Genomic DNA, 15,753 nt, shown 5'->3' on the forward strand with positions numbered 1-15,753 from the left:
CGTAAACATAGTGTACTCTTTTTTGGAAAACACGCAATTCTTTTGCTTACCTTTGCTAACTGATTACTTCATGCATTAGATACACGTTTCTGTCGCATTCACTAACCAAGTTTGACAACGGTTGCGCCATCACCACCGACGTTTGCTGGTGCAAAACCAAAGCTTTTGACCCGCGGATTAGACCGTAAGTACTCTGTTACTCCTTGGCGCAGTGCACCAGTTCCTTTACCATGGACAATCGTCACTTCACCAAGATTAGCCAACAACGCTGAATCAATAAAGCGATCCACTTCACTCATTGCGGCGTCGTAACGGTGACCACGCAAGTCTAATTGTGCCTGCGCGCGTGCACCGATATTACTGTGAACTGCTGTACGACTGGCACGCTGTTCCTTTTCATTGGCGGTTGGTTCATTAGACTTTTCAAGATCTGAATCGTCTACTTTCATCTTAAGTGCACCCATTTGAACTTCCCATTCATGCGCACTCAATTGACGATTGATCATCCCGTGTTGGCCATAAGATTTGACTACCACAGCATCCCCAGGATGGAAAGTATGCTTTTTTCTCGCACGTGCCAATACTTTATTGTTAGCCAGTGACGGATCTTGTCTCAACGCATTAAGTTTTCCTTGGGCGTCAATGAGCTCGTTCTCGCGAACGCCAGCTCCCCGCTTCACTTCCATTTGACGCAGGTGATGAATGATCTTGTCGGACTGTTTCTTGGCATCTGCCACAATGTGATTTGCTTCTTGCTTTGCCACATCCAGCTGATGCGTTTTTTGTTCCGTGAATCGATCAAATTGAGCAGTCAACTCGGTCTGTAACTTTGTCGCGTCAGCTAATTGTTCAGCCAACGCAGCTGCTTCATCAGTAGCTTGTTTTCGTTGGGCAACAAGATCACCAATCATTGCGTTCAAGTCTTGGCTATCTTGACTCGTCAACTCACGCGCTGCCGCGATAATATCTGAACGCAAACCCAACCGCTGCGAAATTTCCAGTGCGTTTGATCGTCCTGGAATGCCTAATAATAACCGGTAAGTTGGCTGCAATGTCTCACCATCAAACTCCATGCTTGCATTGGTTGTCCGTGGTCGATCATATCCATAAGCCTTTAATTCAGGATAGTGGGTAGTCGCCACCACATCCGCACCAATCGTTCCAAACGCATCTAGGATAGCGATTGCTAACGCCGCGCCTTCTTTAGGATCCGTCCCGGCACCAATTTCGTCTACCAGCACTAGGCTGTTTGACGTTGCCTGATTGAGTATTTGAATCAAGTTGTCCATGTGCGAGCTAAACGTACTTAGCGACTGTTCAATGGACTGCTCATCACCAATATCAGCAAAAACATTGTCAAACACAGCGACATGACTACCCTCAAATGCCGGAATAAATAGCCCAGATTGCGCCATTAATTGGCTTAGTCCCAATGTTTTCAAAGTGATCGTCTTACCGCCTGTATTAGGTCCAGTAATAATGATTGCGTCGTAATCGTCACCAAGCGTAATGTCATTAGGCACAGCTGTTTCGGAATCTAATAATGGATGCCGTGCTTGTCTTAAGTTAATGTGTCCATCTGTGCTCAATTGCGGTTCTGTCGCATTTAGTTGATGTGCATAGCGGGCCTTGGCATTCACAAAATCCAGATGCCCCAACACATCCGCATTTGCCAAGATATCTTCACGGTGTGGTGTTAGCACAGCTGATAATTCCTGTAAAATGCGGGCCTCTTCATTACGCTCTTGAACCTGGCTCTGCCGCAAACGATTATTTAAGTCCACCACATCTTCTGGTTCAATATATAAGGTTTGACCCGATTGACTTTCATCATGAACCACACCGCCCAAGCGTCCGCGATACTCTGTCTTAACTGGGACAACATAACGATCATTACGCATCGTGATAATCGGTTCACTCAAATAACGAGCCTGCTTGCCACGAACGTAATTTTGCATACGCGACCGAATCAGGTCTTCAGTGCTCTTAATACGGCGACGAATTGTGGCCAGTTCCTCACTTGCAGCATCACTAACCCGACCATCTGGCTCAATCGCAGTATTTAACTGACGAGTTAGGTCAGGCAATGCAACAATTTGTTTGGCCGTCTCATTGAGTTGTCGCAGCTCAGTGCCATCCTCTGCGAGCTGACTAAAGAAAGTTCTAACACTCATTGCGGTTTGCAGAACACGGCCAACCGCAGCTAATTCTGTTCCGTTTAAGGCTGCATCAATGGCCAATCGTTTCATGTGCGGGGTCAAATCAGCGAGCTCTGGCAACGGGATACCGCCTTTGAGCCTAAGAATGTCCGTGGCGTCTTTTGTTTCGTCCAAACGTCGCTGAATAATGCTTGGATCTGTTGCTGGCTGTAATTCAGCAAGTTCTCTATGACCAATCGGCGAGCTTAACATACCGGTCATTTTTTCTTTTACTTTATCAAATTCGAGGGTTGTGAGCCCACGTTTATTCATCAATTTGTATTCAGTCCTTTTCTACCGAGTCAACCACCATTGAAAGATTTTTTCTGACAGCAGTGGTGTTTGGTGCAAAATCCAGTGACTTACTGGTGAATGTAATAATTGATCATGTATCCATGCCGCTGGCCAGACAGAAGCAATTGCGAGGCCAAAAAAGATTAATAAATACATCAGCACGCCGGCAATCAACGCACCACTCAGCGCGTTGATGCCGTGAATCACTGGGATATTGGTAAATAATTTTAACGATCGCGTTAACCAGCGAAGGAGAATCAAGCCAATAATCATCAACAACCAAAAAGCCAAACCAGCAGACCAAAAATGATTCACTTGGCTATTTAACAGCTGATCATTTGCAGTTGGTTGATGATTCATCGGCAACAAATGTGCCAGCCAACTAGCTACTGTTGGCGTTAATAGTTTGACAATGATAATGACAAACACATAGCCAACCGTCGTGGAAACTTCAACGACAAAACCACGCCGATAGCCTCTGCCCAACGCGATAAGCAGTAATAATATAACAATTAACGATAACACCATGCTGTTACGCTCCACCTATTTCTAGATTTAAGTCAGTTGACGCAAGCAGCGCTGCACTCCTCATGAATAGGAATACAGCGCCGTCATTAAACACAAGTCAGTATACAAGTTAATTTGACATGTTTGAGTCATCATCAAGGAAAGTATTTAGCATTTCCTCAACCATGTCCCATTCGTCGTCATTCTCAATCGGTGATAGTTCGCCTTCCGTGGAACCATCTTCCTCAGGATCAAATGCATATGCCTGAATGTCCACTTCTTCATCATCTGCCGCGCTGGCTGGATAAAGTAAAATGTATGATTTGCCATAATCGTCTGACTTAAATGTGAATAAAACATTGTAAAGTGTCTCATTGCCATTATCGTCAACTAATGTAATTTGTTGTTCGTCATTGTCTTCTGCACCACTGTGTTTGGTTTCTGCCATTTTAGTTCCCACTTTCTTTATTACAAGATATGAAGAGTTTTTACAAAATTAAATAATTGATTGTCACTTTAGGCATCCAATAATCATGCCTGTGTCAGTTTACCATGAGCATCTAAATAATTCTGCAAAATTAAAGCAGCAGCTAACTTATCAATCACTTGTTTACGCTTTTTACGTGAGGTGTCCGCTTGTTCAACGAGCATCCGCTCAGCCTCAACCGTCGTCAACCGTTCATCGACAAAGTCAACCGGTTGGTGAAAACGTTCAGTGAGTAACTCACCGTAATGTTGTGAGGCCGCCACACGTGGTCCAAGCGTGTTGTTCATATTTTTCGGTAATCCCAATACAAAGCCTTGTGTCCCATGAGCTTTGACCAACTCTTCAATTCGATCTAAGCCGAATTCACCCTCATCTTCGTTGATACGGACGATTTCAACACCTTGCGCGGTCCAACCGAAGGCATCACTGACTGCAACGCCCACAGTGCGTGAACCAACATCTAATCCCATTAATTTCATTTATTGCTGTTATCCGCCTTTAAATATGAACGTACTAGTTCTTCAATAATTTCGTCGCGCTCATGCTTCCGAATTAAATTACGAGCATCATTCAAACGTGGAATGTATGCTGGATCCCCCGACAACAAGTATCCTACAATCTGATTGATCGGGTTATAGCCCTTCTCTTCAAGTGCAGCATACACCGTTGTTAACGTATCATGAACGTCTTTTTGTTGCTGATTATTAAAATCAAAGAACATGGTTTTATCTGTCGTACTCATCTGTATCCCTCCATGGTCAATCAACCCAACGGACTTCCGCGTGCAGTAACAGACCATTACCGTGAGCCCTAAAATCTACACACTCCGATTAATAACTATTCTACTGAAACATTGGTCAAATAACAATTATCCAGCCTATTGTAACCGTATTGTCAAATAAACAGCCCCAAACTGAAATAAAAAACAGAAACTAACGATGACTGCACCGTTAATTTCCGTTTTCAATAAACTATTATGAGCCAACAAAGCCATTAGTCACTCTTAATTACACAAGTTGTTTGAGTGAACCAATCCTTAAATTTATTATTTTTCCAACCAAGTCTTGGCCTGAGCCAAAGCTTCTCTAATACCATCTGGGTTCTTGCCACCGGCCTGAGCCATGTCAGGGCGGCCACCGCCACCACCATTAATAGCTGGCGCAATCGCTTTGATAAGATCACCTGCTTTGCGACCGGCTTTAACTTGATCTGGTGCCATTGCTACTAACAAGCTAGCTTTACCTTCATTGGCAGTTGCCAATACAAGCACATCTGAAGGTAACTTTTGTTTCCAATCATCGGCTAATTGCCGTAATTGGCCCATGCCAGCAACGTTAACCTGCTGAGCAATTAGACTTGTTCCATTGACTGTTTCGATATTGTCAAATGCACTAGCAGCTTGTTGAGAGGCCATCTTGGCTTGCAATGTACGCTGATCGCTTTCAAGCTGTTTAACTTCACCCTGAAGTGCCTCAACACGATGTGGCACTTCCTTTAGTTGCTGTGCCTTAACCAATGCAGCTGTTTGGCTCAACAGGTTTTCTTCATCGTTTAAGAACTTAAAGGCATCTCCAGCTGTAACGGCTTCAATCCGGCGTACACCGGCACCAACACCTGTTTCTGACACAATCTTGAATAAGCCCAGCTCGTTTGTATTTGAAACATGGTCGCCACCACAGAATTCTGTGTTGAAGTCACCAACAGAAACAACCCGTACCCGTTTGCCATACTTTTCAGAGAACATGGCAATAGCGCCCATCTTCTTAGCCGTTTCAATGTCGGTTTCCACAGTTTTTACAGGGATTTCAGCAAAGATCTGATCATTAACCATCTGTTCAACCTTATGCAGATCTTCACTGGTAACCTGACCAAAGTGCGTGAAATCAAATCTTAAGTAATGCGGTTCAACCAGTGAACCGGCCTGAGCAGTATGCGTTCCCAGTACGTTACGCAGTGACTGATCTAACAAGTGGGTAGCAGTATGATTTTTTTCAATTTTGCTGTGACGAGCGGCGTCTACCGTTAACGTGTAAGTTGCGCCTTTAACCAACTTGCCAGTCACTTTCACTGTATGCAAGTTCTGACCGTTTGGTGCATGTTGAACATCTGTGACTTTGGCTACCTGATGCCCAGTTTCATCAACGATACTACCAGTATCAGCAACCTGACCACCCATTTCTGCATAGAATGGTGTCATATCAAAAATGACTTCAGCACTGTCAACATTATCATTCGTCTGATCGACTAATTTTTCATCAACAATGATATCAAGCAACTTAGCGTTTTCAACCGTTAACTGGTTATAGCCCACATACTTGCTAACTGACTTAATATCCGTTAACAAAGCACGCTGAACACCCATTGATTTAGCTGATGAACGTGCATTACGAGCCCGAGCACGTTGCTTTTCCATTTCACTCTTAAAACCGTCTTGGTCAACGCCTAAGCCTTCGTCACCAGCATATTCGGTAGTCAATTCAACAGGGAAACCATAAGTATCAAACAGTTTAAAGGCTTCTGCCCCGTCTAATTGTGTTTTCCCGGCAGCTTTGGTTGCAGCAATCGTATCATTCAACAATGACAAACCAGTGTCCAAGGTTACATTAAACCGATCCTCTTCAGAATGAATAACACCGGCAATATAGTCAGCTTGCTCTAAAACAGCTGGGTAATGGCTCTTCATGATTTCCCCAACAACTGGTACAAGCTTGTATAAAAAGGCTTCGTTAATGCCTAATTTCTTGCCATTCAAGATGGCCCGACGAATCAATCGACGGATAACATATCCACGGCCTTCGTTTGATGGCAATGCGCCGTCACCGATGGCAAACGTAACTGCCCGAGCGTGGTCAGCAATGATCTTGAAGGAAACGTCGTCATTCTTGTTGGCCTCATACTTTTTACCATCAGAGAGCTGTTCTGTCGCCCGAATGATCGGTAAAAACAAGTCCGTTTCAAAGTTAGTCCGGGCATGCTGAAACACAGAAACAACCCGTTCCAATCCCATCCCCGTATCAATATTTTTATGCGGCAATGGTTCGTAAGTACCTTCCGGTGTGTGGTTAAACTGTGAAAACACAATGTTCCAAATTTCTAGGTACCGTTCGTTTTCACCACCGGGATAATTCTCTGGATCATCTTCGGCGACATTGTTCATTTCTTGACCACGATCATAGAAGATCTCTGAGTCAGGACCTGAAGGACCTTGACCAATATCCCAGAAATTGTCTTCTGCTTCCACAATATGGTCTTCCTTAACACCGGCGTCCAGCCACTCTGCTTTAGCGTCAGTATCCTTTGGATAAACCGTGATGTACAGTTTTTCTGGATCGAAATCAAACCATTGTTCGCCGGTTAATAGTTCCCAAGCCCAGTGGACAGCGTCATGCTTGAAGTAGTCACCCACGGAAAAGTTTCCCAGCATCTCAAACAACGTGTGATGACGCGCCGTCCGACCAACATTTTCAATATCATTAGTCCGAATACTCTTTTGTGAACTCGTCATTCGTGGATTATCAGGCACAACGGATCCATCAAAATATTTTTTCATCGTTGCAACACCAGAGTTGATCCATAACAAAGTTGGATCATCCACGGGAACTAGTGAAGCACTAGGCATAATTTTATGACCGTGCTGTTCAAAAAAATCAAGGTACATTTGCCGAACTTGGCTACTTGTTAATTCTTTCATGACTTTCCTTTCATCACCTGTGACAGAAACAAAAAACAACACTGCCGCTTGCAAAGACGGCCAGGGGCCGCGGTACCACTTTGCTTGCAACGATGTTGTCGTTAACCACTCACTCATAACGCTGAGTCGCGTGTTTGTTTTAAAACAAGTGTTTATCAAATTTTATTCAAGGGAGCACAGTCACGCTTACATCACTCTTTTCACCGGCCAGAGCGTCGCTTAAAAGTAAGTTCATGCTGCATATCCTTGACTGATTTTTAGTATAGCATTCACGCTTGGCATGTCAATTTGTTTTCAGAAAATTAACAAGCTACACCTCACTTGCTTTCAGAACTAGTGGCTCCTATTTGACCGTTGGGATTCACCTTGACGCCGATTTTGACGGCGCTGGCTACGAGCCGACTCACGCATTTCAATTCGCTTGTCCGCCTGAGCCTTCCGCTTAATGGCCGTCTTAATCTGATGTTTATAACCAGGCTTAATCTTCTTTTTCTTTTTCTTGACCATCCCAACCAAGGTCGGATCAAGTTTTTCATGAGTAGCCGTTCGTTGGAAACGACGGTTCCGATCGTATGAATCAACAACTTCCCCGTGACGAACATCCTTTGGTGCAAACTTAACACCAAGTTTTTCGATCTCGGCAATTTCGTTTTCTTCACCTGGCTTGTACAGCGTAATTGCAATGCCGGGCATTCCATTTCGACCTGTACGACCCACTCGGTGAATAAAGAAATCAAGATCATGCGGAATATCATCGTTAATAACGTGTGATACCCCTTTGATGTCAATCCCACGGGCCGCTAAATCAGTTGCGACCACATATTGGTAATCTAAGTTTTGAACTTGCTTCATGACCCGTTTACGCTCACGCGCCTGTACGTCACCGGAAATCATGGCAACCTTTAACCCTCGTCCCTTAAGGTAAGCAGTAAGTTCAGCAGTTCGTTGTTTTGTATTACAAAATACCAACACTAAGTAGGGTTCCCCCATCGTCAGTAATTCGTAGATTAATTCATCTTTTTGTTTACCCTTAGTCGAAATCAACCAGTTATCAATTGTTGGGCTGATAATTGAAGTTACAGGAATTTCTTCTACCACAGGGTTCGTCAAATATTTTTTCAAAAATGGTTGCAATTTCTGTGGAATTGTCGCGGAAAAGACCATCATTTGAAGATCCTTTGGCAAGGCCCCAGCAATTTTATCCACGTCCTTTAAAAAGCCCATGTCTAACGTCATATCTGCTTCATCAATTACAAATTGATGAGCTGTATGCAAATCTAGTTCATGTTCTTCCATGAAATCGCGTAAACGACCTGGCGTCCCAATAACCACTTGCGGCTGATGCTTATCTAATTGGCGTTCTTGACGCGACCGATCAGTACCACCAACGTAATTGGCAATTCTGATCTGATCCTTGAAATGACCAGCCAACTGCTTTGCGTCCTCATAAATCTGGCTAGCCAGTTCACGTGATGGGGTCGCAATAATCGCCTGTACTTCATCAACGTCTACCTTTAATTGATCAAAGATTGGCAGCAAGAATGCGTGGGTCTTCCCACTTCCCGTTTGTGACTGGCCAACTACAGAGCGACCGCCTAAAATCACAGGAATAAGCTTAGCCTGAACTGGCGTCGGCTTAACAAAACTAATTTCCTGCAGTGCTTCCAATAACTCCGGTCGCAACTGTAAATCCTTAAATGTTTCCGTCATTGTTTCTCCTTTAACGCGTGAATCATCACGACTCACATTTGCGTTTACTTATCCTTAGCTGTCAGTGTTTCAAGCTTAGTAATCATCAGTTTAACTTCATCAAGATCCTTAGCCTTCGCACCACTGGCCAACGGATGACCACCACCATTGTGTTCACGAGCCAAACCGCTAATGGCAGGTCCCTTGGATCGCAAACGGACACGATAACTGTGATCATCTTGTTCTTCAAAAATGGCCCAGGTCTTGACACTATCAATTTTGCCAGCCATGGGGACAAGGCTAGCAGTTCCAGCATCACCTAAATTAAACGATTTAATCGTTTCTGCGCCCAAAATAACATGAGCGGCACCCGATGAAGAAATCGTAAGGTGATCATACAAATACGCGGTCAACCGAGCCACTGGCAAAGGCATTTCGTCTTCCATCTGATTAACGGCAACCGCATCTATACCAGTCTCCATCAGCTGTGCCGTTACGATCATTGTATGAGGTCGCGTATCCGAGTACAAGAATCGACCGGTATCGCCCACGATTCCTGCGTAAAGGACCCTCGCTGCTTCCTTAGACACCTTCAGGTCAAAACGATTGGCAAAATCGACAATCATTTCAGACGTGCTTGATGCGTCCTCTTCTACCCAGCTCAAATCACCAAACGGATCATCATCAGGATGGTGATCTATTTTGATAACTTCCTGACCGCGGCGCCATCGTTGATCATCCACTCGAGGTTCGTTTGCGGTATCCAACACTAAGATGAGCGCAGAATCGAACTGAGCATCTTCTACTTCATCCATTTCTGCCAACCAAGCTAATCCCGGAATTTGCTTACCAACCGCAAAGATTTTTTTCTCTGGAAAAGCCTGTTGCAGAATTTTAGCCAGACCAACCTGTGAGCCAACCGCATCTGGATCTGGCCGCTGATGGCGGTGAATAATAATTGTCTGTTTGCGTTTAATGTCATCAAAAATTGCCTTTTGCACGTCCATCTTTTATTGGACCTCCACTTATCTCGTATCTGCAAGTATAGCGAAAAAAGCCATTAAACACAAAGCAGACTCAATCAATTTAAAATGCCCGATCAGAATTCAACGAATATAGTGGCAAACTTAAGTTTTCAAAAGTTAACGGATCTAGGTTAGTCATGGTAATGCCCAGCAACCGAACCCCCTTACTCAAGTCGGCCGTAACATCAAAAATTTCACGGGCCGCTTCATAAAGTACCGTGGTGTCATTTTCAAAATATTCAGCCTGCGTTTGACGCTTTGTTATTGTATTAAAATCAGCGTCACGAACCTTTAAAACAATCGTTTTCCCATGACGCTGTTGCTTGTTTAGATGACTGACCAAATCTGTAGCAAGTAATTGTAATTGGGTTTCGACATCCGCTTCGTTATCCAACGGTGCATCATACGTTTCTTCGCGACCAATTGACTTGCGCGTTCGTTGCCATTCGACTGGGCGGTCATCACTGCCACGCACATGACGATAGAGACTGTACCCTAATTTGCCAAAGTTTTGCATCAGATCTGCCTCCGACCATTTCAGTAGATCGGCTCCCGTCAAAATACCCAAATCATGCATCTTAGGTACCGTTTTCTTGCCAACACCACGAAATTTTTCAATGGGTAAAGGTGAGAGAAATGCCTCTGCATCGCCGGGTAAGACGACCGTCACACCGACCGGTTTGGCAAAATCAGATGCCAATTTGGCCAGAAATTTATTGTAAGAAATGCCGGTTGAACAAGTTAAATGAACCTTTTCCCAAATTTCTGCCTGTAGCTGATGTGCTAGGGTCACTGCAGAATCAATTTCTTGCTTATTATTAGTAACATCCAAATAGGCCTCGTCGAATGCAATCGGTTCAATATGATCTGTATATTCGTGAAAAATTTGGTGGATCGTTGCCGAAACAGCACGGTACTTGGTGAAATCCGGTGTTTTAAAGATTGCCTTTGGTGCCAGTTTTTGTGCTTCCTGCGCACTCATTGCTGAATGTACACCCAGTTTTCGGGCAACGTAATTAGCCGTTGTCACAACACCGTGACCACCCGTTTCTCGTGGATTGCGAGCAACAATCAGTGCTTGATGACGAAATTCAGGATGATCACGTTCCTCAATCGACGCGTAAAAAGCGTCCATATCAACATGGATAATTTTCCGTTCCGCATTAACTGTGAGCGGAATTTTCAACAACGTGTTGGCCACCGATTTCGCCCCCTTTTCACCCAGACTGATTTCAACTTAAATTAACTGTATATCCATTTTAGCAAACATACGTTCGTTTTGCCAGAATAAAAAAGGCCAACACGATTGCACCGTGTGACCTGTCTTATTCTGCAATTTATGCAAACCGATTATTCACTATCTTTTTCAGTTGCTTGGCTGGCAACACTGTCAGCACTTTGTGCAACGCTACTAGTAGCTTCACTAGTTGCACTTGTAGCTTCACTTGTTGAAGCACTTACACTGCTCGTGGCTGCGTCAGTAACTTTAGCAGTGCTTGTTGACTTAGGCGTTTCTACGTGATGAATGGCCTGCAGGTCAAACACAAGGTAAATTCCGTCTGCATCAATCGTAACCGTCTTGTTAGCACTGTCGAGTGAATCAATCACGCCGTGCATACCGCCAATGGTAACCACGCGATCACCCACGTGAAGACCACTCATCATTTCCTTACGTTGATCCTGTTGCTTACGGTTAGGACGCATGATGAAAAAGTAAAAGATTGCGACAAACAAAACAATCAGAAGTACTGAACTCCATAAGTTACTTCCTTGAGCAGCCGCACCGACTAAAGTCGTTGTTAAAGAGCTTACCAATTTATCCACCTCATTCATTTATTCTGTAGAGTACTGTAACAGACTTTCCGACGCTTGCCAAACGAATCCAGCAAATTAGTCCCCTTTTGGTTCGGGAATTTTTAAATGTTGGTAAGCTGCCGAAGTCACGGTTCGACCCCGCGGTGTTCGTTTGATCATGCCAATCTGTAGCAGGTATGGCTCATAAACTTCGGCAATCGTATCCGATTCTTCACCAATGTTTGCAGCCAATGTGGTCAAGCCAACCGGCCCACCATCATAGTATTTAATCATGGTTCGTAACAATTTTAAATCCACTTCATCTAAGCCGAGATCATCCACGCCTAAGACTTTTAGCGCATGATCCACGATTTCAGCATCAACGGCATCGTGATCGCTAACCTCAGCAAAATCCCGCACCCGTTTTAACAGCCGATTAGCAATTCGGGGAGTGCCACGAGAACGACGGGCGATTTCATGAGCCCCCTCCTTAACAATCTGAGTCGCAAGGATATCGGCAGAACGCAACGTGATTTCTTCCAAGTCAGCAGTCGAATAATAGTTCATATGTTCCACAATTCCGAATCGATCACGCAAAGGCGCTGACAGTAACCCTGCTCGCGTAGTCGCCCCAATCAAAGTAAATGGAGGAAGCGGAAAATGCACCGGATGAGCTGTGGGACCTTGGCCAACAACAATATCAACGAAAAAGTCTTCCATTGCGGAGTACAACATTTCTTCGACAATTTTTGGCAAACGATGAATTTCATCAATGAACAAAATATCGCCGGGCTGAAGTTCGTTTAACAGGGCAATTACGTCACCCGGCTTTTCAATTGCTGGACCACTAGTGGTTTTGATGTTTACGTGCATTTCATTAGCAATCACCATGGCAAGCGTTGTTTTTCCTAAACCTGGTGGTCCATAGAGTAACACGTGGTCTAATGATTCTTCACGGGCGCTAGCGGCCTGAATATAGACCTCTAACTGATGTTTGACAGTATCTTGACCAATATATTGAGCCAACGTTTCGGGTCGTAAAGAACGTTCTAAAGACTCTTCCTGATCATCCACAGGCTCATTTGACATTAACTCGTCGTCCATAACAGTCCCCCTTCTAGTTTATTGCTCAACTTCTCCCGGGCTTCGGCACCACTCTCTTAAACGTGCACCTAACGCCCAGAAGTCTGTGCATAACCTGAAGCTGAATGATTCGGAAAAACACCGAATTCTTCACCTTCACGTTATTGCTCAACTTCTCCCGGGCTTCGGCACCACTCTTTAAATCATACTACGCTTGGGTTAACAAACGTAGGGCCTGGCTTAAATAGGCATCCGTACTTGTTGTTTGATTATCATCTAGCTTTTTTGCCACCCGTTTAACGTCTGCACCACTGTAGCCTAATGCGCTAAGCGCCGCCAACGCATCACGAAGAGCTGATGAATTAACAGTAGGTCCTGTTTCGACCTCTGTAGCTGATGTAACGATTCCAATATCGCCCAATTTTCCTTGTAAATCCAAAACAATTTGTTGTGCCGTCTTTTTACCAATGCCGGGAAACTTCGTTAAATACTTAACATCATTATTTGTAATTGCACTGATTAGGCCACCATGATCTTCGTTTGCCAAAATGGCAAGTGCACTCTTGGGACCGATACCTGATACGTTAAGCAATTTTAGAAATAACTGCTTTTCTTCACTGTCGACAAAGCCAAACAAGTTAATGTCAGTATCGCGAACAGCTTGGTAAACGTAGATTTTAACGTTCTTTTTAGGGTCCTCTTGAAACCGGTACGGGTTCGCTGTTTGCAACAAATAGCCGACCCCGTTTACTTCAAGAACAACATAGGCCGGCGTCACCACCGTCACGAGACCAATTAAATACTCAAACATTCATTTTCCTCCGTGTGCGCCGGTCAACTTTAAACGGTCTGAGCGAGAGCACGTCATAACTCAAATCCACCCCAAGTCAAACCACACGCTAAAATTCATGCTCATCAAATTCTGCCCACGATTCATGAGAATCCTGAATTCGCTTAAACATTTTTTCCATATCAGCGTTAGTAAAATGAACCACGACAGGCCGACCATGTGGACAATTAAACGGATTTTCCGTCTGAGCCAAATCATGTAATAACGCCCGGGCTTGCCGTTCATCCAAATGATGATTGGCCTTAATTGACCGCTTACAGCTCATCATGATCGCTGTTTTTACACGAAATTTGGCAACCGTCAAATCATGATCAGTAAGCACCCAGTCAATCATTTCACGAATCGTTGATTCTTCTTGGCCCTCTTCAAACCATGTCGGATGCTGACGCACAATAAAACTGTTGTTACCAAACGGTTCTAAAAACAATCCCAGCTGTTCGAGCTTATCCTTAGCATCATTAATCTTTAAGACATCACTAGTCGGATAGTCCAGAACAATCGGCACCAATAGGTTTTGCAAATCACGACTAACTTCACCAATTTTGACACGGTAGTATTCATACTTGATTCGCTCTTGAGCTGCATGCTGGTCGATGAGATAAAGACCATCTTCAGCTTGGGCAAACAGAAAAGTGCCGTGCATCTGGCCAATGTAAGTTAATTCTGGAAAACGGCGTTGACCGTCACTATCGGTTGATTGATTTGGTAGCATTTCCGTTTCTTCGTTTGGCACTGGTACTTGTGGCGCTTCTTCATCGCCAAATGGCGTCGTGTCGTCATGAGCATAACGCGCATCGAAAGCTGCGACTGAAGCGTCCGCCATATCGCCCACATGATGCACCACAACTGGTGCCAATGTTTGTGTTGGTAAGGCATTTGGTAACGTTGTTTCAATGTTAGCATCGTCTGTACTTGTCGCTTCAGTAGCTGGCTCAACAACCGATGAAGATGATTCTACCGATTGTTCTTGCCGTCCTGCTACCTGTTGTGGCCGTGCGTAATGAACATTCACATCCGCATTTCTAGTGGCCGATGCTTCGCTTAGTCGCTGTGCTAAAGCATTTGAATCCAGACTTGGTTCCCCACGTAAATTTTGATAAGCGTCAGGAATTAGGTTTTCCCGCGCAATCCGGTTATAAACCGCTTTATCAATTAAATCCGCGAGCTCAGGCTCTTTACTTAGCCTAACCTCCTGTTTAGTTGGATGAACGTTAACGTCAACTAAGAACGGATCCATCGTTAAATTAAGAACGGCGATAGGATACCGTCCCACCATCAGTTTGGAACCGTAACCTTTAATGAGCGCTTTAGTCAGTTGGTAATTTTTAATGTAACGGCCATTAATCAAAATTGAAATGTAGTTACGTGAAGCACGCGTTAATTCAGGCAGCGATACGTAACCAGTCAGTTTAAAATCAGCATCCTCATTTTCGATTGCCACCATTTTGCGGGCCGTTTGAACACCGTAGATTCCTGCAACGACCTGCTGACTGTCTCCGCGTCCTGCTGTCCGTAGCAGTTCACGTCCATTGTGGCTTAAGCTAAACGCGACATCTGGGTGACCCAGTGCAAGTCTGTCCACAATATCCACAATGTTGGCCAGCTCTGTTTGTGGCGATTTTAAATATTTTAAGCGTGCCGGCGTATTAAAAAATAAATCGCTGACAGTTACTTCAGTTCCTGGTCGTGACTGAGCAGCGGTGTGTGTCAGAATTTTGCCGCCCTTAATGTGAACTTCACTCCCCGCACCCTTACCTGTCGCCGTTTTTAGCCAAACATCGGCAACCGATGCGATACTAGGTAACGCTTCACCACGAAAACCCAGCGAATGAACACGAAACAAATCTTCGCGCGAGGTTATTTTACTGGTGGCATGCCGGGAAAAGGCCATTTCGACGTCTTCATCCGCAATGCCAACCCCGTCATCAACTACTTGAATCGATTTTAGTCCCGCTTCTTCAACCAGCACATCAATCGTTTTAGCATGCGCGTCAACAGCGTTCTCAACAAGCTCCTTTACCACCGATGCTGGTCGTTCAACCACTTCCCCAGCAGCAATTTGATCTGCGAGGACAGTGGGTAATTCATGAATTTTTGCCATACTGTTTAATCCTCTTATTAACTTTCACCGCTCC

The 15,753-nt window shown here is 44.5% G+C and carries 13 protein-coding genes; all 13 read right to left on the bottom strand.

Annotated features, from left to right (window positions below; translation table 11 throughout):
• Positions 1-101: 101 nt before the first annotated feature.
• Positions 102-2,471, bottom strand: coding sequence for an endonuclease MutS2 (locus LROSL1_RS09170; RefSeq protein ID WP_178914954.1), 2,370 nt, complete (start codon positions 2,469-2,471; stop codon positions 102-104).
• A gap of 21 nt (positions 2,472-2,492) precedes the next feature.
• Positions 2,493-3,020, bottom strand: a complete 528-nt coding sequence (locus tag LROSL1_RS09175) for a CvpA family protein (RefSeq protein ID WP_178914403.1) — start codon at positions 3,018-3,020, stop codon at positions 2,493-2,495.
• A 109-nt stretch (positions 3,021-3,129) separates the two neighbouring features.
• Positions 3,130-3,447 carry a DUF1292 domain-containing protein gene (locus LROSL1_RS09180; protein ID WP_017261181.1) on the bottom strand — a complete coding sequence of 106 codons (318 nt, stop codon included), beginning with the start codon at positions 3,445-3,447 and terminating at the stop codon, positions 3,130-3,132.
• 83 nt (positions 3,448-3,530) lie between these two features.
• A complete protein-coding gene (ruvX, locus tag LROSL1_RS09185; protein WP_017261182.1) occupies positions 3,531-3,965 on the bottom strand; it encodes a Holliday junction resolvase RuvX in 435 nt (144 codons plus the stop codon).
• Positions 3,962-4,228 carry an IreB family regulatory phosphoprotein gene (locus LROSL1_RS09190; protein WP_017261183.1) on the bottom strand — a complete coding sequence of 89 codons (267 nt, stop codon included), beginning with the start codon at positions 4,226-4,228 and terminating at the stop codon, positions 3,962-3,964. The genes ruvX and LROSL1_RS09190 overlap by 4 nt, the downstream gene beginning before the upstream one ends.
• A gap of 303 nt (positions 4,229-4,531) precedes the next feature.
• Positions 4,532-7,177 carry an alanine--tRNA ligase gene (gene alaS, locus LROSL1_RS09195; RefSeq protein ID WP_178914955.1) on the bottom strand — a complete coding sequence of 882 codons (2,646 nt, stop codon included), beginning with the start codon at positions 7,175-7,177 and terminating at the stop codon, positions 4,532-4,534.
• 333 nt (positions 7,178-7,510) lie between these two features.
• A complete protein-coding gene (locus LROSL1_RS09200; RefSeq protein WP_178914404.1) occupies positions 7,511-8,887 on the bottom strand; it encodes a DEAD/DEAH box helicase in 1,377 nt (458 codons plus the stop codon).
• 44 nt (positions 8,888-8,931) lie between these two features.
• Positions 8,932-9,873: a DHH family phosphoesterase gene (locus tag LROSL1_RS09205; RefSeq protein WP_017261187.1), complete on the bottom strand. Its 942-nt coding sequence runs from the start codon at positions 9,871-9,873 to the stop codon at positions 8,932-8,934.
• A 79-nt stretch (positions 9,874-9,952) separates the two neighbouring features.
• Positions 9,953-11,092 (bottom strand): DNA polymerase IV, encoded by a 1,140-nt coding sequence (gene dinB, locus LROSL1_RS09210; protein ID WP_178914405.1) that lies wholly within the window; start codon positions 11,090-11,092, stop codon positions 9,953-9,955.
• A gap of 149 nt (positions 11,093-11,241) precedes the next feature.
• Positions 11,242-11,706: a preprotein translocase subunit YajC gene (gene yajC / locus LROSL1_RS09215; RefSeq protein WP_017261189.1), complete on the bottom strand. Its 465-nt coding sequence runs from the start codon at positions 11,704-11,706 to the stop codon at positions 11,242-11,244.
• Positions 11,707-11,781: 75 nt separating this feature from the next.
• Complete coding sequence (gene ruvB / locus LROSL1_RS09220; RefSeq protein ID WP_178914406.1) at positions 11,782-12,789, bottom strand: Holliday junction branch migration DNA helicase RuvB; 1,008 nt, start codon at positions 12,787-12,789, stop codon at positions 11,782-11,784.
• Between the two features lie 187 nt (positions 12,790-12,976).
• Positions 12,977-13,579 (bottom strand): Holliday junction branch migration protein RuvA, encoded by a 603-nt coding sequence (gene ruvA, locus LROSL1_RS09225; protein WP_161000865.1) that lies wholly within the window; start codon positions 13,577-13,579, stop codon positions 12,977-12,979.
• An 88-nt stretch (positions 13,580-13,667) separates the two neighbouring features.
• Positions 13,668-15,719 (bottom strand): DNA mismatch repair endonuclease MutL, encoded by a 2,052-nt coding sequence (gene mutL / locus LROSL1_RS09230; protein ID WP_178914407.1) that lies wholly within the window; start codon positions 15,717-15,719, stop codon positions 13,668-13,670.
• Positions 15,720-15,753 lie beyond the last annotated feature (34 nt).

This window comes from Furfurilactobacillus rossiae, assembly GCF_013394005.1.
Lineage (GTDB): Bacteria > Bacillota > Bacilli > Lactobacillales > Lactobacillaceae > Furfurilactobacillus > Furfurilactobacillus rossiae.

Excerpts from the sequence above, each read along its gene's own strand:
- LROSL1_RS09170 (WP_178914954.1), bottom strand. The coding sequence starts at position 2,471 with ATGAATAAACGTGGGCTCACAACCCTCGAATTTGATAAAGTAAAAGAA.
- LROSL1_RS09175 (WP_178914403.1), bottom strand. The coding sequence starts at position 3,020 with ATGGTGTTATCGTTAATTGTTATATTATTACTGCTTATCGCGTTGGGC.
- LROSL1_RS09180 (WP_017261181.1), bottom strand. The coding sequence starts at position 3,447 with ATGGCAGAAACCAAACACAGTGGTGCAGAAGACAATGACGAACAACAA.
- ruvX (WP_017261182.1), bottom strand. The coding sequence starts at position 3,965 with ATGAAATTAATGGGATTAGATGTTGGTTCACGCACTGTGGGCGTTGCA.
- LROSL1_RS09190 (WP_017261183.1), bottom strand. The coding sequence starts at position 4,228 with ATGAGTACGACAGATAAAACCATGTTCTTTGATTTTAATAATCAGCAA.
- alaS (WP_178914955.1), bottom strand. The coding sequence starts at position 7,177 with ATGAAAGAATTAACAAGTAGCCAAGTTCGGCAAATGTACCTTGATTTT.
- LROSL1_RS09200 (WP_178914404.1), bottom strand. The coding sequence starts at position 8,887 with ATGACGGAAACATTTAAGGATTTACAGTTGCGACCGGAGTTATTGGAA.
- LROSL1_RS09205 (WP_017261187.1), bottom strand. The coding sequence starts at position 9,873 with ATGGACGTGCAAAAGGCAATTTTTGATGACATTAAACGCAAACAGACA.
- ruvB (WP_178914406.1), bottom strand. The coding sequence starts at position 12,789 with ATGGACGACGAGTTAATGTCAAATGAGCCTGTGGATGATCAGGAAGAG.
- ruvA (WP_161000865.1), bottom strand. The coding sequence starts at position 13,579 with ATGTTTGAGTATTTAATTGGTCTCGTGACGGTGGTGACGCCGGCCTAT.
- mutL (WP_178914407.1), bottom strand. The coding sequence starts at position 15,719 with ATGGCAAAAATTCATGAATTACCCACTGTCCTCGCAGATCAAATTGCT.